At 53.8% G+C, this 20,233-nt stretch carries 16 protein-coding genes and 2 pseudogenes; 10 read left to right on the top strand and 8 right to left on the bottom strand.

Annotated features, from left to right (window positions below):
• On the bottom strand, positions 1-131 hold a 131-nt coding region (locus BL249_RS04815), incomplete at its 3' end, for an IS1 family transposase (protein WP_342633895.1).
• 59 nt (positions 132-190) lie between these two features.
• Between BL249_RS04815 and BL249_RS04820 the strand changes: the two are divergent.
• Positions 191-775 (top strand): annotated as a pseudogene (locus tag BL249_RS04820) (porin); the annotation flags it as partial.
• A 120-nt stretch (positions 776-895) separates the two neighbouring features.
• On the opposite strand, the gene BL249_RS04825 reads toward BL249_RS04820, so the two are convergent.
• From BL249_RS04825 to nirB, 4 genes and pseudogenes are all read right to left on the bottom strand, one after another.
• Positions 896-2,338 (bottom strand): YchO/YchP family invasin, encoded by a 1,443-nt coding sequence (locus tag BL249_RS04825; RefSeq protein ID WP_099706328.1) that lies wholly within the window; start codon positions 2,336-2,338, stop codon positions 896-898.
• A 118-nt stretch (positions 2,339-2,456) separates the two neighbouring features.
• Positions 2,457-3,359 (bottom strand): lipid A hydroxylase LpxO, encoded by a 903-nt coding sequence (gene lpxO / locus BL249_RS04830; RefSeq protein WP_099706327.1) that lies wholly within the window; start codon positions 3,357-3,359, stop codon positions 2,457-2,459.
• A gap of 195 nt (positions 3,360-3,554) precedes the next feature.
• Positions 3,555-4,367: a uroporphyrinogen-III C-methyltransferase gene (gene cobA, locus BL249_RS04835; RefSeq protein ID WP_446717704.1), complete on the bottom strand. Its 813-nt coding sequence runs from the start codon at positions 4,365-4,367 to the stop codon at positions 3,555-3,557.
• Positions 4,367-7,261: pseudogene (gene nirB / locus BL249_RS04840) on the bottom strand (nitrite reductase large subunit NirB); the annotation flags it as partial. The pseudogene nirB and the gene cobA, both read right to left, overlap by 1 nt.
• 449 nt (positions 7,262-7,710) lie before the next feature.
• Between nirB and BL249_RS04845 the strand changes: the two are divergent.
• From BL249_RS04845 to BL249_RS04880, 8 genes are all read left to right on the top strand, one after another.
• Entirely contained in the window at positions 7,711-8,202 is a 492-nt protein-coding gene (locus BL249_RS04845) for an SH3 domain-containing protein (RefSeq protein WP_099706325.1), read from the top strand.
• 88 nt (positions 8,203-8,290) lie between these two features.
• Entirely contained in the window at positions 8,291-9,526 is a 1,236-nt protein-coding gene (gene icmH, locus BL249_RS04850; RefSeq protein WP_099706332.1) for a type IVB secretion system protein IcmH/DotU, read from the top strand.
• Positions 9,526-11,643, top strand: coding sequence for a type VI secretion system membrane subunit TssM (tssM, locus tag BL249_RS04855; RefSeq protein WP_099706324.1), 2,118 nt, complete (start codon positions 9,526-9,528; stop codon positions 11,641-11,643). Before icmH ends, tssM begins: the two co-directional genes overlap by 1 nt.
• A 20-nt stretch (positions 11,644-11,663) precedes the next feature.
• On the top strand, positions 11,664-12,359 hold the full coding sequence (tagF, locus tag BL249_RS04860) for a type VI secretion system-associated protein TagF (protein WP_099706323.1): 696 nt from the start codon (positions 11,664-11,666) through the stop codon (positions 12,357-12,359).
• Positions 12,360-12,393: 34 nt separating this feature from the next.
• Positions 12,394-13,542 (top strand): type VI secretion system-associated FHA domain protein TagH, encoded by a 1,149-nt coding sequence (gene tagH / locus BL249_RS04865; RefSeq protein ID WP_099706322.1) that lies wholly within the window; start codon positions 12,394-12,396, stop codon positions 13,540-13,542.
• A complete protein-coding gene (locus BL249_RS04870; RefSeq protein ID WP_099706321.1) occupies positions 13,539-14,315 on the top strand; it encodes a PP2C family protein-serine/threonine phosphatase in 777 nt (258 codons plus the stop codon). Before tagH ends, BL249_RS04870 begins: the two co-directional genes overlap by 4 nt.
• Before the next feature lie 14 nt (positions 14,316-14,329).
• The gene (locus tag BL249_RS04875; RefSeq protein WP_099706320.1) at positions 14,330-15,286 is read left to right on the top strand and encodes a hypothetical protein; all 957 of its coding nucleotides are present in this window, start codon (positions 14,330-14,332) and stop codon (positions 15,284-15,286) included.
• A 33-nt stretch (positions 15,287-15,319) separates the two neighbouring features.
• Complete coding sequence (locus tag BL249_RS04880) at positions 15,320-16,771, top strand: serine/threonine protein kinase (RefSeq protein ID WP_099706331.1); 1,452 nt, start codon at positions 15,320-15,322, stop codon at positions 16,769-16,771.
• Between the two features lie 25 nt (positions 16,772-16,796).
• Here the strand turns inward: BL249_RS04880 and BL249_RS04885 are convergent, their stop codons facing one another.
• On the bottom strand, positions 16,797-17,462 hold the full coding sequence (locus BL249_RS04885; RefSeq protein WP_099706319.1) for a gamma-glutamylcyclotransferase: 666 nt from the start codon (positions 17,460-17,462) through the stop codon (positions 16,797-16,799).
• A 170-nt stretch (positions 17,463-17,632) separates the two neighbouring features.
• Positions 17,633-17,866 (bottom strand): putative cation transport regulator ChaB, encoded by a 234-nt coding sequence (gene chaB / locus BL249_RS04890; RefSeq protein ID WP_099706318.1) that lies wholly within the window; start codon positions 17,864-17,866, stop codon positions 17,633-17,635.
• Positions 17,867-18,206: 340 nt separating this feature from the next.
• Here chaB and chaA point away from each other — a divergent pair, with 340 nt between their 5' ends.
• Complete coding sequence (chaA, locus tag BL249_RS04895) at positions 18,207-19,304, top strand: sodium-potassium/proton antiporter ChaA (protein WP_099706317.1); 1,098 nt, start codon at positions 18,207-18,209, stop codon at positions 19,302-19,304.
• A 67-nt stretch (positions 19,305-19,371) separates the two neighbouring features.
• On the opposite strand, the gene kdsA is transcribed toward chaA, so the two are convergent.
• Positions 19,372-20,226 (bottom strand): 3-deoxy-8-phosphooctulonate synthase, encoded by an 855-nt coding sequence (kdsA, locus tag BL249_RS04900; protein WP_099706316.1) that lies wholly within the window; start codon positions 20,224-20,226, stop codon positions 19,372-19,374.
• Positions 20,227-20,233: the final 7 nt, after the last annotated feature.

Below are 20,233 nucleotides of genomic sequence, written 5' to 3' on the forward strand. Positions count from 1 at the left end.
TAAGCGTAAGTGAGTTGAAACACGCGGTGGCAGTCACGGCAGCGAAATCTGTCATAGCCTTTAGGGTTCTGACCATGGCGGTAAACCTGAACAGACTGACAACGGGGACAATGAACGTTAACGCTGGCCATAAGAGAACCTCAAAAGCCCGCATTATACATCAGATTCAACCAATTAGAGGCATCACCGTCTGGTGCAAGGCCTGAGTGTGGCCGCACAATATGAAGGCAAAAACGATCGCGCGGCGAGCCAGAGTGACGCCGTCCGCCGTTCAAATGGTGACGGTTATGCCGCCTCATTACAGTACAGCTTTGACTTTGGTCTGAGTCTGGTCGGTGCTTATGCCAATATAAATCGTACCGCAATACAGAATACCGCACTGCGCGGGCGCGGCGAAAAGGCCGAACTGTGGGCTGGCGGGATAAAATATGACGCCAATCAGATTTACCTGGCGAGTATCTATGGTGAAAACCACAATGCCACGCCAATTGCCGGTGGCTTTGCTAATAAGGCCACCAATTTTGAAATGATCGCGCAATATCAGTTCCTCAACGGGTTGCGGCCGTCAATCGCCTATATCAGTTCTCGTGCTAACGATATTGAAAAACTCGGATCAGCCTATCTGTATAAGTATATCAGTGCCGGTGCAGTTTATTATTTCAACAAAAATATGAATGTTTACGCCGAATATAAGGTAAACCTGTTAAATGCCAACAATAAGCTGGGACTGGCTAACGACGACATCAGCGCAGTGGGTCTGACCTACCAGTTCTGATTATTGTCGGACAGACGCGCGTAAAACCAGCAGCGCGTACGATACTCCGGGGAAAGGTGGATGACTGCCTTTCCTTTTTTTGCGATGTAATTTACCTATCAGCGGATGGACAGACCACTGTCAGGGTGCCATAACATCAAAATCCGGTTGTGCCAGCGGCGCAGAATTTACCGGCGGTTCCAGCTGCAAAGTGATCCAATTTGATGTCACCCGCTGCTGGTGGCTGTCTTCCACCGTCACCGAAAGGTGGTATTGATTACTGGCTCCCGCCGTACTGTCCCACGCCGGGATAATAATACTCCAGCCTTCGGTACTGGCATTATTTGCCGGAGGTGTCAAGCTAAGTGCCTGGGTATCGCCCTGCCAGCTCAGTGCATGCACCGCGTATGTGTGATGTACCTGAAGTTTTAGCGGTAGATTTTCACCTGCATGCACCTGCCAGGGCGGCGTTGCCAGAAAAACACTTAAGGTTTTACGCTGTCGAAAGGCCATAACCGGCTGTGGGTTTCTTTCCACGCTATCGTAGCGACTGCCCAGTAAAGAGTGAGCCACTGCCACGTTATCCGCTGACAGCTGCTGGCTTAGGGACACCCCTGGTCGCCATGTCATCTTTAAACCAACCTGATCCTGTCTTTCACCTTTATCGCCTTCACTGTGACTGGCGCTAAAAGTCAATAATGGCACCGGCGTATAGCTGACTCCCAGCGCAATCGCCGACGGATTTTTATAACGATTACCGCTGTTAAACAGGTCGACGTTGTTGCCGAGATATTGCTCCCAGGTAAGGGAGATTCCCAGCTGCCGGTAAAAAGGCAAATAGCCTTTGGTGGTAATGTCATATCCCCGTGCCATCTGCATTTGCAGATTATCACTGCGATTATGCCAGCCAGTTACCGGCTGATAGTAATTGGCCGAAATATGTAAAAAGTCGCCCCAGGCTTCGGTACCCAGTGAAGCCCGGCGCATATTTTCGTTAATCAGCTGATCGAGAAATGCGTTATAGCCAAACATCCAGTTACGCGTCATCCAGCGCTGACCAATACCGGCATTGGCCACCGGGCCAACATCCGTCTGGCCAAAACCAATCTGGCTGAATGTCAGCTGCTGCTGGCGATCGGCGAGGGGCGTTAACAGAGATGCCGAGCTGCCATTAAAGCGGCCATGGTTATCGACCATCAGGGCAATGCTCGCCGTGCCATAGGGAGATAACAGCTGCTGGCCTTCATTTTCTGCCCGCTTTGCCACGGCATCACGAAAATTTTCAAACGCCCATTCACCGGCTTCATCACTAAACGAATGATTGTTTCCACTGCGGTTAGTGGCTTCACCGATGGTTTTCACCGTCTGAGCAATATGTTCAAGCCAGCGACGCTGCCCGCTGGTACTGTCACCCCCCAGATCGGGCAACTGACTGTCCATTTCACTAAAGCGGGCGGGATTATCAAACGGAGTCAGGGAAAGCGCAGTGGTGTTCTCCGCAGCACGCAGCGAGGTGGCAGTCAGAATCAGACAAACAGTGAGCGTGAAAACAACAGATTGACGCAGAATATCAGCTAACCTCATCATATTTGCTATGGAATTTTTGCCACAGGCAAAAATCAGAATGCTATCCAGATCACAAAATTTACGGTCAGCTTAACGATTATGCCGGCAACATTTCAAGTTGCCGGCATCATCAGTGTTATAACAGACGCCAGATTAATATGGCGATCGAGGCAAAAAGAATCCATTTGATCAGGTAATAAATTGGCTTATTCCACTGTTTAAGCCGCTTACCGACTTTGCGGATGGAGTAGATATATTTGAACGCACGGTTGATACCGCCAGTGCGGTCCCCTTCCTGATTAGGGGCCGCCGCCGCACCAACCAGATGGCGTCCACACCAGTGATTCACCGCCTGCGTCCAGCGGTAACGCATGGGCCGCTCGATATCACAAAACAGGATCAGACGGTTTTCACCACTGGTATTTTCGGCATAGTGAATATAGGTTTCATCAAAAATGACCCCTTCACCATCGCGCCAGCTGTAACGAACGCCATCAACATCAATAAAGCAACGGTCATCGTTGGGGGTCGCCAGCCCGAGATGATAGCGCAACGATCCGGCATAGGGATCGCGATGCCTTGGCAGCCGGCTGCCATCCGGCAGCTCGGCAAACATCGCGGCTTTAACCCCCGGCATGGTACGCAACAGCTGGGTAGTAAACGGGCACAGTTCGCCCGCTGACGGATGGGCGTCGTCATACCATTTAAGATAAAAGCGTTTCCACCCGGTTTTAAAGAAAGAATTAAAACCGGCATCATTATATTTATCGGACGTTTTTATCTGCTGTAATTTTTGCAGCGCATCCCCTTCATCACGAATTTTTTGCCAGTTTTCCTGTAACACTTTCAGTTCGGGAAACTGTTCAGTGGACAAATAAGGCGTGGTGGGAATACGGGAAAACAGATACATGAAGCAATTCAGTGGGGCAACAAACGTCGAATGGTCGGACAGCTGTCGCCAGAAACCATAGCGTACGCTACCACGACGATGAACATAAAACACCGATACGATATAGATAAACAGAATGACATATTTCATGGTGTGGATAATTTCCCCGGTTAGTACACCCTTTGCTCCTGCCGCTACGCGGGAGTCTGCTGGCGGAAATTATATGAAATGTTTCATTGTTAACAAATATGCTACGCACAAAACGGACAAAAATTGTTTAAGCTTTACTTAACCGCTAATAAATTGTCAGCGGGCGCTGCCGCTACAGTCACCGCTGTAGCATCCTTACCCGCAACGGCTAGCGGACTCAGCGTTTCCCTGATACAGCGTTACCACCTCACCCACCACGATCAGCGCCGGTGACTGCAACTGAAAACACCTGACATCCGTGGCAAATTGTTGCAGGCTGCTGACCACCACCCGCTGTGTCGGACGCGTGCCGTTTTCAATCAGCGCCACCGGGGTGTCCGGCCGGCGACCGGCCGCCAGCATCTGGCGCGCAAGGGACTCACACCAGTGCAGTCCCATATAAAACACCAGCGTCTGGCCATTATCTGCCAGTAATGACCTGGCACAGTGCGGCTCGCCATGACGCCCGTGACCGGTAATTAGCTGTACTGAATGTGCCAGGTTACGATGGGTCAGCGGGATACCGGCTGCTGCCGCACAGCCTGAGGCGGCGGTAATACCCGGCACCACATGGCAACGAATTCCCGCCTGTTGCAGCCAGGCCATCTCTTCACCGCCACGACCGAAGATAAAGGGATCGCCACCTTTAAGCCGGATCACCTGATGCCCACGTTGCGCCAACCTGACTAACAACCGATTAATATGCTGCTGCTTAACACCGTGAGCGCCAGGACACTTACCCACGTCAATACATTGTGCATTCGGCGTCACCAGCCGCATAATTTCCTCGCTGACCAGCCGGTCATATACCACCATTCTGGCCTGCTGAAGCAGGCGCAGGGCTTTAACTGTCAGTAATTCCGCATCACCCGGCCCGGCCCCGACCAGCCAGACCTCCCCTGCGCTGTCAGACAAACTGTCTGACACGGCGCTGATCTGCCCCGGCTGCTGCCCCTGTCTGACCATCATCAGCTGACCGCGTCATCATTGCTGTCGCTTACGGCCAGCGCGGCGCCGGATACCTGCACCTTGCCGTTAACCACCTGAACCGGCCAGCGGCGCAGCAGACAATTCGGATCATCCACGCCCCGACCGTCTTTCAGGCGAAAACGTTGTTTATACAACGGAGAAATAACAATCGGTTCCCCGTCTGCGTCGCCGATTATACCGCGCGAAATCACGCTGGCATGGCTACCCGGTTCAATATCATCCAGCGCATACACCCGATCGTTGAGACGAAATAACGCGATACGCTCGCCGGCCAGTCGCGCACCAATCCCGGCCTGTGGCGGAATATTGTCCAGATCGCACAGGGTGTGCCAGCCGGCCGCTGGCTCAGCACGGGTTGTCAGCTCCTGATAAGTGACAACCGGGCACGGCTGATTTCTCACCGCTTGACGCAGCAGTGTTTCATCTTCCTGCCGGCTGTTGATGGCCGTCCGGAACAGCGCACGACGGTCGGGATGATTCAGGGTGGTCTGCCATTCGCACTGGTAGGTATCAACCACATGCTGCATTTCGGCTTCCAGCTGACTGGCAATCCCCAGGCTATCTTCAATAACCACCTGACGCAGGTAATCAATGCCACCTTCAAGATTATCCAGCCAGCTGCTGGTCCGCTGCAGACGGTCGGCAGTGCGGATATAGAACATCAGTAGCCGATCGATATAACAAATCACGGTTTCATGATCGAGGTCGCTGGCAAACAGGTCAGCGTGACGCGGCTTCATGCCACCGTTGCCGCAAACGTACAGATTCCAGCCCTTTCCGCTGGCGATAATACCAATATCTTTACTTTGCGCCTCGGCGCATTCGCGCGTGCAGCCAGAAACCCCCATTTTAATTTTGTGTGGTGAGCGCAATCCTTTATAACGCTGCTCCAGCTCAATGGCGAAGGTGGTGGAATCCTGCACACCGTAACGACACCAGGTCGATCCGGCACAGGATTTAACGGTACGCAGCGATTTACCATACGCATGACCGGTCTCAAATCCGGCAGCAATTAATGCCTCCCAGATTAACGGTAACTGGTCAAGGCTGGCGCCAAACAGATCAATACGCTGGCCGCCGGTGATTTTACAGTAAAGCTGATAACGCTGAGCAATTTCACCCAGCGCGATCAGTCCCTGCGGAGTAATTTCTCCGGCGGGAATACGCGGCACCACCGAGTAACTGCCATCTTTTTGAATATTGGCAAAGTAGCGATCGTTAGTATCCTGCAACGGCAGATGTTGCGGTTTGAGCAAATAATCATTCCAGGCCGAAGCCAGCAGCGATGCCACCAACGGTTTACAGATTTCGCAGCCTAAACCCTGACCATGCCGGGCAAGCAGCTGGTCAAAAGATTTGATTTCTTCAACCTGAATCAGGTGGTAAAGCTGCTGACGTGAATAGGCAAAATGATCGCAGACATCTTTGTTCACCGCTACGCCGTTCTGCGCCAGCTGATACTCCATAACCTGTTTTACCAGTGGAACGCAGCCACCGCAGCCGGTACCCGCCCGCGTCATTGCTTTTAACGTCGCCAGATCGCTGGCACCCGCATTAACCGCAGCGCAGAGCGTCGCTTTATCAACACTGTAGCAGGAACAAATTTGTGCACTATCCGGTAACGCCGCCACGCCCAGTGCTTTAGCCGGCGCGCCGGCAGTCTGAGGCAGAATCAGGCTGGCGGGCGCCTCCGGCAACGGCATACTGTTAAGCATCATCTGTAATAACAGGCTGTATTCACTGCTGTCACCCACCAGCACCGCCCCCAGCAAACGCTGACCGTCAGCCGAGACGACAATTTTCTTGTAGATCTCCTGCGGTTCGTTGATCCAGTAATAACTCTGACTGTCCGGCGTACGCCCGTGTGCATCGCCTAATGACGCAACCTCAACGCCAAGTAGCTTCAGTTTGGTACTCATATCGGCACCGCTAAAGGTCAGGTTGTCCCCGGCCAGACTGGCCGCCAGGGTACGCGCCATCTGATAGCCCGGCGCTACCAGCCCAAAGGTCTGCCCGTGCCACAGCGCACATTCCCCGATGGCATAGATATCGCGATGCGACGTCTGGCAGCGATCATCAATTTCAATGCCCCCGCGTGCACCCAGTGTTAACCCGGCGCTACGCGCCAGCGAATCTTCCGCACGAATACCGGCAGAAAACACAATTAAATCGGTGGTAAGCCCGGTGTGATCGGCAAAGTGCAGCTGTAATGCACCCTCCGCTGTTGCTTCAATTGACTCGGTGACTTTTCCGGTGTGAACGCGCACATCCAGCGCGGTAATTTTTCGCTTAAGCATCTGCGCACCACCGTCATCAAGCTGCACCGCCATCAGACGCGGAGCAAACTCGACGACGTGGGTTTCCAGTCCCAGCTGTTTCAGCGCGTTCGCTGCTTCCAGTCCCAGCAAACCACCGCCAATAACCACACCACGCCTGGCACTGCGCGCCCGCGCGCTGATCGCGTCGAGATCATCAAGAGTGCGATAGACAAAGCAACCCGCTAAATCATTACCGGCAATCGGTGGCACAAAGGGATAAGAACCGGTCGCCAGGACCAGTTTATCCCAGCATTGTGTGCTGCCGTCACTGGCGTGCAACAGATGGCGATCGCCATCAATCGACATCACTTTACACCCGGTATGCAGGGTTATTTCATAGCGGGAAAAAAAGCCCGGTTCAACCAGCGACAGATCCTCTGCCGTTTTGCCGCTGAACCAGGAGGTAAGATAAACCCTGTCATAAGCCGGGTGGCGTTCCGCGCCATATACCACAATCTGATATTGCTGGTGCAGCTGTTTTTCTACCAGTTGCTGAAGGAAATGGTGGCCGACCATACCATGGCCAATCACGACCAGAATGGGTTTTTGCCTCATCATGACAACTCCTCCTGAGTCTTAGCTGACGATGTTAGTTCTGTCGCTAAATTCTCCTTTTCTGCAATCCCCGTCGCGCTGATTTATATCAAAACTAATGCTTTCACAGACATTAATTGGGCTATCGCCCAGCAGACAACGCTGAGCCGGACCCGAGGTTAATTGTTAAAAAAATGACAAACTACGCCGATTTATTGGAATCAGTTTGCGGCTCAGCACAGTTTACGGCACACTCGTCACATCTGAATCAGCCGCGTAACATGTTCATTATCAGTCTGCAATCATGTTGAGTCCCAAAAACAATCATTTATCAGCGCCACTAACGCTTTCGGATAATTATCAGCCACCTGGGAAATACAGATGTATCTTAAAATCAGATCGACTGTCGTTTGCACTGTAAATCGTCAGATGGCCGTCGTGAGATTATTCAGCCAATATTGAGGAATTGCGTGAAAATTTACATCGCCCTGACCCTGTTTTCTGCACTGACGGTAGCCGGCTGTAAAGCCCCGCCGCCTGCAGTGACTGATGATACGTTGGTAACCAGCGAGGTGGATGGCGTCAGACTGACTCATCGCCATGCGGTTGATGCGCCGGATAATTTTACGCCAGTTAATCAGCAGTGGCGGGCGCTTTATAATGCCTCGGTGATGACGCGCCCCGACTTCAGCGGCAAAGTGGTTGGCTATCTGGAAAATGGCAAACCATTTACCGTGCTGGGCAGTGTAAATAACGGCTGGCTGGCGATTGCCGATGATGGTCAGCAACAGCTTATCGGCTATGTGCCGCGGCGAGCGGGTGTGATGAGCGAACGTTATGCCGCGACCTTACGCAGCGACCGTCCTCGTCCGCGTAAAGCAACGAAACAGGTCTGTGTTGATGTAGGTGGCGACAGCAAAGCCTGCCGCCATACTGGCACCGCGACCTGGATCCTCGAATAAGCATTTTTATCTGCAGGCCAGTCAATTTTTACCGTTTCTGACGGTGGTCAGCGCCAGGCCGGATGTTAAGCGGGATGAAATCAGCCAGATGACGCAGGATAACATCGCTAATGAGCCAACCAGCATAAGCAGCGATAATCTGTTGCTTACGGCGGCCTGGCCGCTGCTGAATACTATCGTCCAGATCAGGCTGGCGGCGACCCACGACGATCCGCTGGCCCTGCGTTTACAATTGATCGAAGAAATGCACCGTTACGAACAGCGCTGTAAAACCAGCAATATTCCTTTTGACATGATGATTGCTGCCCGCTATTGCCTGTGCAGCGCGCTGGATGAAGCCGCCGCACAAACGCCGTGGGGCAGTCGCGGTATCTGGTCTGGTAACGGGCTGCTGGTGACATTTCACAACGAAAGCTGGGGCGGAGACAAAGTTTTTCAACTGCTGGCCCGCCTGTCACAGGCACCGCATCAGCACCTGTGGTTACTGGAAACGATTCACTACTGTCTGCTGCTCGGTTATGAAGGCCGCTACCGTACGCTGGATAACGGGCGCAGCCAGCGTGATGGTATCCGCAGCCGTTTGTTTCAGCTGATAGAAGAAACCCGTGGTCGCGCGCCAGCAATGTTGTCAGCTGAGGCACAAACGTTACAACGTCACGCAGATCGCTGGCAGCCGCCGGTGCCGCTATGGGTTTGTCTGATAGTAACCACCCTGATAGCCTGTCTGCTCTATTCCACCTTTAACTGGCGTCTGAGCCAGCGTGCAGCATCGCTGCTCAGTGACATCAATCAGATCCCTTTACCCACACAGAATGATAAAAACAGTTCGCCACCGGAGAACCATTCGCCGTCGTTGCTCACCCTTGCCACACCGCTCAGGGATCTGATTGATGCCGGCAACATTGCGGTGATTGAGGACAGTAATGACAGCAAAGTAATCCTTGCCGCCGACCGGCTGTTCGACGCCAGCAGCGTCGGGCTTACCGCCAGCGGCCAGACACTGATTTACCGTATTGCTGCCGCCATGGATAATCGTGGTGGTACTATTCTGGTCAGCGCCTGGAGCGATCGTCGTGCGCTTTCCGATACGCCATTTGCCAACAGCTATGAATATACCCTGGCACAGGCGCGCAGCGTGTCAGCGGCACTGCAACAGGTGATGAAGCCCGGTAAGCAACGCATCCGTGTTGAAGGACGTGGTGATGATTCAGCTGCAGACAGTGATACCCGCCTTCCCCATGCGCTGCTCAAACGCCGTATTGAAATCACGCTGTATCCCAGTCCGGATAACGCCAGCGGCACAGAATCGCGGAGGCAACCCTGATGCGCTTACGCCGACTGACTGGTCATCGACTGTTCTGGAGCCTTATTGGTGTCGTCGCTTCTGCTGCCCTGATCTGGCTCAGTGGACTGCTGCTGCCGACCGGCGAACCGCACTGGCTTCGCGCACCAGCTCATCGCCTGCTGGCTATCTTATTCTGCATCGGTTTCTGGTTGCTGTGGCATCTTCTGCCCTATTTCTGGCGCCGCTGGTTGAACCGCCGGATGCTGGCCAGTCTGGCCCATAATGGCTATGACCGGACTGAACAGCAGGCCAGTAAAGCGCTGCTGGATGCGCGTTTTGCTCAGGCCATCGCGCTGCTAAAAAATGTCACTTTTTCCCCGGACACCCGGTTAGCGGGACGCTGGAGCCTGCAGCGCTTGCGCGCGCCTTACCTGTATGAAATTCCCTGGTATATCATCCTCGGCGCCCCTGGCGCCGGTAAAACCACCGCGCTGACCAACGCCGGACTGGCATTTCCATTGCAGACAACCCTCGGCCGCACAGCGCTACGCGGTGTTGCCGGTACCCGACACTGTGACTGGTGGATCACAGATAAAGCGGTGCTGCTTGATACCGCCGGCCGCTACAGTCTGCATGAAGGCCAGCAACTGCGTGATGCCAGTGAGTGGCAGACTTTTATCGGATTATTAAAACGCTATCGTACCCGCCAGCCAATCAATGGCGTACTGATGACCATCAGCGTTGCCGATCTGCTCAGCGAGTCAGGCGAGGTCCGTGCAGCCCAGGCTAATGCGATGCGCCAGCGCCTGCTTGAACTGCATCAACAAACCGGCATTCCTTATCCGGTTTACCTGATGATCAGCAAAACCGATCTGCTTCGTGGCTTCATGAGCTATTTTTCACGCATGGATAAAGCACAACGCGATCAGATATGGGGCTTCACCTTCCCCTGGCAGCCACAGAATCAGCAGTGGGACACACTGCAAACACATTTTAATGCTGAATTTGATGGGCTGATATCCCGGCTTAACGCTCAGTTACCGGCACGAATGGCGCAGGAAGCCGATTTAAGTCAACGAGCGGAAATATCTCTCTTTCCGCAACAGTTCGCGCTGCTAAAGCCACTGCTATCAGACTATCTTAGCGTTCTGTTTAGCCATCCCCATCAGGCGTGGTCAGTACGAGGTTTATTCTTTACCAGTGGCACCCAGGAAGGATTACCTTTTGATCGGGTGATGGGAGAACTGACGCGCAAACTTCAGCTGCCGCAGTTGCATAATCAGACGATTGCCGCCTGGGACAGCGTTAACCGCCACGCACCTATCCCGGCAACTAAAGGCCAAAGCTTTTTTATCCACAACATGCTGACACAGGTGGTTTTTCCGGAAAAAGGACTGGCGGGCAGCGACCGTTCATGGGAACAGCGTAACCGGCTGTTTCACTGGATGGGCTATAGTGGCCTGGGGTTAGCACTGCTGCTACTTAGCTGTTTCTGGGGCGTCAGTTATTTAAATAATAAATATTATCTTGAGCATATTGCCGCCCAGTTGCCGGCGCTAAAGCAGCAAGCCCAGCAACTCACCAAAGATAACCCGGGTTCAATACTTGACGTGCTGCCCTTCCTCAACCATCTGGTCAGCTTGCCACAAGGCGACGGCCTCAATCCTGATGCGCCGCCTTTACGCATGCGCGCAGGATTGTATCGCGGCGATCAGATGAGTGATGCGGCATGGCGTTTGTATCAGAACGCCCTGGATACCCTGCTCATGCCGAGAGTGGCACAGGTAATTACCGCTGCACTACGCGATGACAAGGGCTCGGACGGTGATTTCAGCCGTAATGCACTGCGCGCTTATCAGATGCTCTACCAGCCACGCAGTTATGACGGTGAATTTTTACGTGGTTGGGTGATGCTAAATCTGCAGCGCAGCTTACCGCCGTCGACAACCAGTCGTGAACTGCAACAGCTTGACTGGCATCTCAGCCAGCTACTCGACCGCCAGATTCACGCCTCACCCTATGCACGCGATAATGCCCTGATGATGCATAAACTGGCACTGGAACTGAATCATGCCGATTTCAGTGAGGATCCTGCGGCCACTCACCTGACGCCGCACAAACACCGCGCTGTCCCGCGGCACCGAACCCGAACATAACTCTTTGACAGGTCATCATTATGACGACGACACGTGGTCCCGGCTGGTATGGCAAACTCCCTTCCACCGGCGATTTTATACAGCACCGGCTGTCTGAAACCACCGCCAGCCGCTGGGACAACTGGTTTCAGAGTGGCTTAGAGGCATGGCACCAGCACTATCCCCACGACCTGGCATTTTTGCATGCTCCGGTCTGGCATTTTATTTTACCGGTCACCCTTGGCATTCCCCGTATTCAGCTAGGTGTTATCGTCCCGTCCCAGGATCGAATTGGCCGCATCTGGCCTTTGCTGGCGATACAAAACGTTACTGCAGACAGCTGGCAACCGGCCCTGACTGGCCAGGTCAATAACTGGCTTTTTTCACTCAGTCAGCCCCTGCAGGACGCCGTCAGTCAGTCACAGAGTCCACAGACGCTGGCACACAATATTGCAAAACTGCCGCCCTGTCCCATGCTGAAACCTGGCGAGGAGGAGAAAAAACCGGGTGACACCGGACCGCCAGACCCGGTGCGACCGGCGTGGCGGCAAGCCGCCAGTCAGTTCGATCCTTATCAGTACACCAGCTACTGGTGGACGCTGAGAGCCCATCAGCAAACATTAAAAACCTATCGGCACAGTGGCAAACTCACCGCGCAGTTATTTACGCTATTATTTAACCCCGAACCTGGGGCGCTGGCAGGCAGAAACGGTCTCTATCCACCCATGTTTGAATAGCCCGGCCCCTGGCCGCTGATTCAGGAAATCACCCATGCGTTTTACCCTTGTTGACAGCCGCAGCGAAAGCGTGATCCATCAGGTGGACTTTCAGCCCCCCGGCGGCACCATTGGACGCAGCAGCAACAACGATTTGATTCTGCCCGATGCTGCCCGGGCGATTTCCCGCCTGCAGGCGCTGGTCCACATTGCGGCCGATGGTGAATGTCGCCTTACCAGCCATGGCAGTGTGATACCGGTTGTTTTGCACGGCCAACCGCTGGCGCGCGGTGAACAGGTGGTTTTGCAGGAAGGTGACACACTGACTATCGGCAATTACCGGCTTAAGGTTGGCAACCCCGGGATACAGCAAAAGCCACCCGGTGACGATCCGCTGGCATTATTTCATCATCCATCTGCGGACACCGCCGACCCGCTAGGTATATTTAGTGATTTACCCACAGCGGCAGCCAGCCGGCCGATCAGTGATATTCCGGCTAGCGATGCTCCCGATCGCCGTCTCGGCATTAACCCGGTCTGTCATGAGTCCGGTCCGACATCTGGCAGCAGAGCGCCGCGCAGCGCGGATGAAAATCAGCAAATGATCCAGGCATTACTGGAAGGGATGGGGCTGGACAACCCTGATGAAACCATTCTTTCGGCAGAACAAATGCGCACCACCGGCCAGATGCTCAGTCTGTTTGCCCAGGGCATGGTCGCTCTGCTTTCTTCACGCACCATTCTTAAACGCGGGGTGAAAGCCGAACTGACAATGATCCTCAACGAGGCGAATAATCCATTTAAGATTCTGCCTTCGGGTAAAACCGTGCTGATGCAAATGTATCAAAGTGAGATGCCCGGGTTTATGCCCCCTGAACAGGCGGTACGCGATGCGCTGGTGGATCTGCAGGCGCATCAGCTTGGCATGATCGCCGGCATTCGCGCCATTATTGCCGCCATGCTGCAATCATTTAATCCACAGCGCCTTGAGCAGGATGCCCGTCAGCATGGCGTACTACCGCGTCTGGCGCTGACCACACAGAAAAAAGCTGCACTCTGGGACTATTTCTGCCGCCATTATCAGCATGCCGCTGGCGAACTTGAAGACGACTTTCATACGCTTTTTGGCGAAGCATTTTTGCATGCTTATGATATGGAAGTTCGTCAATATAAAGATTCGCAAACCCCGACGGAACAACAATGAAAATCACCTTTGCCACCACGAGCGAAACCGGGAATCGTGCCAGCAACCAGGATAGGCTGGCGACCTTTGTTGGCCAGCAGTGTGCCGGATTCATCGTCTGTGACGGCGTTGCCGGGGTGTCGGGAGGAGAAACTGCTGCCCGCCTCGCCTGTGAAGCACTGTATGCTTCACTGAGTGAAGACCGCGCCATCACGCCACAGCAGACTGTTAACTGGCTGGCTGATATCAACCAGCTTATTTTGCATGAACAACAAAATAACCCCGCACTGCACCAGATGAGTACCACCCTGGCATCACTGTTTATCGACTGTCAACAGTTGCAGGCCTGGTGGGCCCATGCGGGGGATAGCCGGGTTTATCACTTTCGTCGCGGCCAGGCGCAGCACATCACGCGCGATCACAGTCTGCAGCAGCAGTTTCAGGACGCCGGTTTCGAAAATCCCGGCATCAACACTAATTTGCTTTATAATGCCCTCGGGACGGGAACGGCCCATCCGGCCAGCATCAGCGAGGTACTGACGCTTGAAGATGGGGATGTGTTTCTTGTTTGTAGCGATGGTTTCTGGCGCCGTCTGAGTCAGGCGGAAATGGAACAGGCACTGCGTATGGTCACTTCACCTGAAGAATGGCTGGCGCTGATGATGCAGGCCGCCGCCGGCCAGCAAAAGCAGGATAACTTAAGCGCAGTCGCCATCTGGATGGGCTCGCCACAAGACATCACGCTGCTGCAATCGATTGCTGACTCGGCACGTTTTCTGCCACCACGCCACTGAAAACAGGGAGTGCTATGAAACGCTGGTTATTCTTTATTGTACTGGTCGTGCTAACGCCATTTGCCAGGGCAGCAGATTACCGGGTGATCTATTCACCCAGCCTTGAGTTGGAAGTGTATATTGATGACGTCGCCAGCAACGCACCGTCCGACTGGTGTCAGCAGAGCCTGACACTGCGTATTGTCACCAGTAACCAACCCAACAGTCAGGTGCTGGACAATTTTCTCCCCCGGGTGGGTAAATTACTGGAAAGTCAGTGCAGCCGTTTAACCAGCCTGAACTGGCAGCTCACCAACAAACAGGGTATGGCTGTCGCCACCGGCAGTGCAACACGCACGGACAACTGGCAACCGAAGGTAATCGCCGACAGCACCGCCGGCGCCACCCACCGCAATGCCAGCCCGCTTGACCTATCACAACCGGCTAATCGTGCAGCCCTGCAGCGTTTCGATCTGCCAGACGGCTGCCATTTCCGCACCTGGTGGGATGAACAGGGGCAGGCATTGTTCATTCCGCAGAATAAAACGCTCAGCTGCTCTGCTGATGGCTGGCTAACAGGTCCAGGCCATCTGACCATCAATCACAACGGCCAGAGTGACCTCCTGCAGGTGGTATTTTTCCATGGTTATCCGCTGGCCGGCATTCCCCTGTCGGCACCGGCCACCCTGCAGATTCTGGCGGTGAACAATCAGCGTATGCTGCTGGGCCGGGAAAACGATCGGGAGAGCTGGCTACTGCTGCCTTTCGATAAACAACAGCATAGCTGGGTCTTTAAAGGCACGCTGTTACTCAAGATGGACAAGCAGCAGGCTACCGATGCCGGCGTGGTGAAACAACGTATTGCAAGGCTACGTCAGCAATGGTCCGACAGCCTGCCGGCGGAAAGCCACCTGAATATTATGCTAATCAACGCCATTTACCCCGACCTCGCCGATCCGGCTATCGGCGCATGGCGAACCCTGACTGACTGAGCTGGTTAAAGCGGCGCACAGAGAGTGATGATTATGTCGGCAACAGAAAATCAAAAAAACACCCCCGGCGCCCTGCCGGCGGGTTACCGCTTTAATGAATTTGAAATTCAGGCGGTGATTGGCGGCGGGGGGTTTGGCATCGTTTACCGCGCCTGGGATCATTTGCTGGAACGCACCATTGCCATCAAAGAGTATCTGCCGGTAACCCTGGCACAGCGCCGTGACGATTTGCAGCTGACGCTGCGCGGTGAACGCTATCAGAAAATGTTTGACGCCGGACTGCAAAGCTTTATTCAGGAAGCCCGGCTGCTGGCGCGCTTTAATCATCCCGGATTGCTGCACGTCCTGCGCTTTTGGGAAGATAATGGCACCGCCTATATGGGTACCTTGTTTTATGAAGGAAAGACGCTGAAAGACTGGCAGCAAACCAACCCGCAGGCGCTGACTGAACAATGGATCCGTCAGAGGTTGCCGCCGCTGTTTGGCGCTATCAGTACGCTGCATCGCGCCGGCTATCTGCATCGCGATATCTCGCTTGATAATATCCTGATACAGCAAAACGGACTGCCATTGCTGCTTGATTTCGGTTCTGCGCGTCGGGAAATCGGCAATCTGAGTGACAATACCGAAATTATGCTCAAACCTGGCTATGCGCCGATTGAACAATACAGTGAAGACAGTGAAAGCGATCAGGGGCCGTGGAGCGATATCTATGCCCTCGGCGCCGTTCTTCACGCCCTGGTATGCGGCAATCCGCCACCGGTGAGCGTGGTGCGCTGTATTGAAGATACTTATCAGCCGCTGGCACAGCGGCGGCCAGCGGATTACTCATTACCGTTACTGCAAGCCATCGACAGAGCGCTGGCACTGAAGCCTGAAAACCGGCCACAAAGTATTGACGCATTCGCCGCACTGCTTGAGCTCCCGGTTACCGCGCTGGAAGAGTTAATTCCGCAACTGGCCGGAACCACCAGTATTATGCCGGCACCAGCCGAAGAACCGGCCTTGCCGCGGCAAAGCGAGCAGGAGATTCCGCCCGTGCTGGTCAACCCGGCAGCGGCGGCGGCAGAAGTCATTACGGCCCGTAGTGGCCGTACGCTTTCACCGCTGCTGCTCACCCTCAGCGCCATCGCTCTGGCGGCCGTTGCGGCTGTGGTATACGGGCTCAACAGCGGTGATCCACTCACCGCTGACAAAACAACCGCCCAGGCAACGCCTGCTTCAGCCTCCACAGACGGCGGACAGCACAGCAATGCAGCCCGACCAGCGGCGGTGGCGCAGGCCCGGGTATATGTCAGACTCAATGGTACTCAGACGCTGCTGGTTAACGGTAAACCGGTTACCGTCACGGCGGATGAACACGGTTTTGCCACCCTTAAACTGACTACCGGTGACTATTCATTCGAAACCAAAGACGCTGGCGGCACACACCGGCAGCAGCTGCATATCAGTCAGCCTGGCACCTGGCTTATTAATCTGCCCTGACACAAATTTATCGCCGCTCATCCTGTCAGCCGGGATGCTGCTGTATATCACGCACCTGCTGCACCAGATCGCGAATGCAGTCATCCTGCATACCGCGCCGCTGCAGCTCCTGCTCAAGATTGAACAGATATTGTGCATTGCTTCCCAGCGGTCCGCTGGCCTGGGCAATCAATGGCGCCACCGTGCGCGGACAGACATCGCTTTCATACAGTGGATGCCGGGGGTCCATTACAAAAACCAACGCCGTCACCGTACGGCCATCATCCAGCCTCAGTTCACACCAGGTGGGCAGATAACAGCCGGTGACCATTTCACGTTTCCATAACAGTTCCAGCTCTTCCTGCTGACGGGCTTGTGGCAGACAAAACGCGAGGCCGTGAGTTTGCCCCCCTTCTCTGAGCGCCAGCATGCGACCGGGCTGTGCGGTGGTGCCACGGCCAACCGTCAGGCGCAGACAAAATGAACGGTGCCAGCCGTCAAGTGTACCCGGCGCAATTTCATCCGCATCAAACACCGGATTCCACATCAGGGAGCCATAACCAAAAATCCATATGGCAGCATCATCTGGCCGGCAGGCAAGCGTGGCGGCCAGCGAGGCAGCGCGCTGCTCACTGGTCCAGAGAAGCGATGCTTCTACCTCGCCAAAAGCCGTTTTACACTCGGCTTTAAGCAGGAAATCACGCGTTAACACCCATACCTCCAGGACTGTTGCCCTTAACAGATTCAACACGCCATACCGTTAGCTGGCAATTTAATATGACAGTATCAAATATACCGTCAGGATAAAATATGTGAACAGGATCAAAATTCGCCCGCTTTAGCGTATCGGCAGCGGCGGGCAAAACCTCAGTCGCGGGTGAATCATTTTGCTTTTTTATGCCATTTTTCATCGTCACCTTTATGGTATTGCGTCCTGACCGCAGACCAGGCCACTTTGTGCGCCACCTCTTCGCGCGACGCTTCGCCACGTCGTGCCTCGGGTGATTTATACTGCTGCCAGGCATGATTAAAGGCTTGCTGATAAATCGCCTGTGCATGCTCAGGCAGCACCTTACGTACGCTGTCAGGCAGTTCAGCACGTGATGAATATGGCATAAGCGTCTCCCGTCAGGTTTTACCCGCTGTCTGTTTGCTTCATTGAACCGTCATTTATTGTTAAAATGACCGTTAAATTTGAAATGATGCATTAAACCAGCTTAATCGCTGTTTTTCATTTCAGCAAATTGCCATTAGCACCAGCAATAACAAAATAACCAAACAATATTGATAAGTGAAAAATCATTGTCACAACCGCAAAACATAATAAAATAAATGAATGTTTTTGTGTAAACCCCTACAATTATCGTGTTAAAAGCCAGATGCGGCTTAACACCCATTTTTTACCATTCAGACAGATCGCTTCAGCGTCAGCGCCAACGCGATAAGGAGTCCCATTATGCCTGGCCTTGAGGGTGTAAAAACCCGTCATACCGAATACAGCCTGGTGCTGCCCGTTGCGGCACTACTGGTACTCTGGCAGTGGGGGGCAACGCAATCCTTACTGGCGGTGATTGGGATTAATTTACTGGCCCTGATCGCTATCCTGAGCAGCGCTTTTAGCGTAGTACGCCATGCCGATGTACTGGCCCACCGTCTGGGGGAACCCTATGGCTCACTTATTCTCAGCCTGTCGGTGGTGATTCTGGAGGTCAGCCTGATTTCCGCCCTGATGGCAACCGGTGATGCCGCCCCCGCCCTGATGCGTGATACGCTGTTTTCAATCATTATGATCGTCACCTGTGGTCTGGTAGGTTTCGCGTTGCTGCTCGGCGGACGCAAGTTTGCTACGCAGTACGTCAATCTCGGCGGGATTAAACAGTATCTGATTGCTATTTTCCCGCTGTCGATCATTGTGCTGGTCTTTCCGATGGCCATGCCAGGCGGTAATTTTACACATGGTCAGGCACTGCTGGTGGCCGCCATTTCCGCCGCAATGTACGGCGTATTTCTGCTTATTCAGACCAAAACCCATCAGAGTCTGTTTGTCTATGAGCATGAAGATGAAGACGACGATGGCGATCCGCATCATGGAAAGCCATCCGCCCACAGCTCGTTATGGCATACCCTGTGGTTACTCGTTCATCTGATTGCGGTTATCAGCGTCACCAAAATGAATGCCAGCCCGCTGGAACATTTGCTGTCGGCCCTGAACGCACCGGAACAATTTACCGGTTTTCTGGTGGCATTGTTAATTCTGTCACCAGAAGGACTTGGTGCCATTAAAGCAGTACTGGTTAATCAGACGCAGCGGGCAATGAATCTGTTCTTTGGTTCCGTGCTGGCGACGATCTCACTGACGGTACCGGCGGTGACGCTGATTGCCACTCTGACCGGCCATCAGCTGATCTTCGCCCTCGACGCGCCGCAGATGGTGGTGATGCTGGCCGCGCTGGTACTGTGCCAAATTTCGTTCTCGACCGGACGTACCAATGTCCTTAACGGCGCGGCCCATCTGGCGCTGTTTGTCGCCTATCTGATGACCATTCTGCTGTAACCCTGAAACGATTGAAAAAAAGCGCCGCTCACAGGCGGCGCTTTTTTATTATCCCGTGCCAGCTGGATTAGCTGGCCGTATTCAGCTGCGGGAAACTTTTCACCAAATCATCAATGGCTTTCATTTGTTGCAGAAACGGCTCCAGTTTATTCAACGGTAACGCTGAAGGACCGTCACATTTTGCGCTGTCTGGCTGCGGATGGGCTTCAATAAACAATCCCGCCAGCCCGACTGCCATTCCGGCACGTGCCAGTTCAGCAACCTGAGCACGACGACCACCGGATGCCGCACCAAAAGGATCGCGGGTTTGCAGGGCATGCGTTACGTCAAAAATAACCGGGCTGTTTTTAGTGGCATTTTTCATCACGTTGATACCGAGCATATCCACCACCAGGTTGTCATAACCAAAACAGGCGCCGCGCTCACAGAGGATCACCTGATCGTTACCGCCTTCGGCAAATTTCTCCACAATATTTCCCATCTGGCCCGGACTGACAAACTGCGGCTTTTTCACGTTGATCACCGCACGGGTTTTTGCCATCGCCTCAACCAGATCGGTCTGACGGGCAAGAAACGCCGGCAGTTGAATCACATCCACCACTTCTGACACCGGCTGGGCCTGATCGGGTTCGTGAATGTCGGTAATGATTTTCACGCCAAAAGTCTGTTTAATTTCCTGAAAAATCTTCATCCCCTCTTCCAGGCCCGGGCCACGGTAAGAGCGGATTGAGGAGCGATTTGCTTTATCAAATGAGGCTTTAAAAACGTAGGGAATATTTAATTTTTGCGTGACGGTGACATAGTGCTCGCAAATGCGTAGCGCCAGATCGCGCGACTCCAGCACGTTCATGCCACCAAACAGCACAAACGGCAGATCGTTAGCCACTTTTATTCCGTCAATGCTGACTACTTTTTGTTTCATATCCTGG

Origin of the sequence: Erwinia sp. OLFS4 (genome assembly GCF_002752165.1) — a bacterium.
In the GTDB taxonomy this organism is placed as follows: domain Bacteria; phylum Pseudomonadota; class Gammaproteobacteria; order Enterobacterales; family Enterobacteriaceae; genus Izhakiella.

Excerpts from the sequence above, each read along its gene's own strand:
- BL249_RS04825 (WP_099706328.1), bottom strand. The coding sequence starts at position 2,338 with ATGAGGTTAGCTGATATTCTGCGTCAATCTGTTGTTTTCACGCTCACT.
- lpxO (WP_099706327.1), bottom strand. The coding sequence starts at position 3,359 with ATGAAATATGTCATTCTGTTTATCTATATCGTATCGGTGTTTTATGTT.
- cobA (WP_446717704.1), bottom strand. The coding sequence starts at position 4,367 with ATGATGGTCAGACAGGGGCAGCAGCCGGGGCAGATCAGCGCCGTGTCA.
- icmH (WP_099706332.1), top strand. The coding sequence starts at position 8,291 with ATGACGCAGGATAACATCGCTAATGAGCCAACCAGCATAAGCAGCGAT.
- tssM (WP_099706324.1), top strand. The coding sequence starts at position 9,526 with ATGCGCTTACGCCGACTGACTGGTCATCGACTGTTCTGGAGCCTTATT.
- tagF (WP_099706323.1), top strand. The coding sequence starts at position 11,664 with ATGACGACGACACGTGGTCCCGGCTGGTATGGCAAACTCCCTTCCACC.
- tagH (WP_099706322.1), top strand. The coding sequence starts at position 12,394 with ATGCGTTTTACCCTTGTTGACAGCCGCAGCGAAAGCGTGATCCATCAG.
- BL249_RS04870 (WP_099706321.1), top strand. The coding sequence starts at position 13,539 with ATGAAAATCACCTTTGCCACCACGAGCGAAACCGGGAATCGTGCCAGC.
- BL249_RS04875 (WP_099706320.1), top strand. The coding sequence starts at position 14,330 with ATGAAACGCTGGTTATTCTTTATTGTACTGGTCGTGCTAACGCCATTT.
- BL249_RS04880 (WP_099706331.1), top strand. The coding sequence starts at position 15,320 with ATGTCGGCAACAGAAAATCAAAAAAACACCCCCGGCGCCCTGCCGGCG.
- chaB (WP_099706318.1), bottom strand. The coding sequence starts at position 17,866 with ATGCCATATTCATCACGTGCTGAACTGCCTGACAGCGTACGTAAGGTG.
- chaA (WP_099706317.1), top strand. The coding sequence starts at position 18,207 with ATGCCTGGCCTTGAGGGTGTAAAAACCCGTCATACCGAATACAGCCTG.
- kdsA (WP_099706316.1), bottom strand. The coding sequence starts at position 20,226 with ATGAAACAAAAAGTAGTCAGCATTGACGGAATAAAAGTGGCTAACGAT.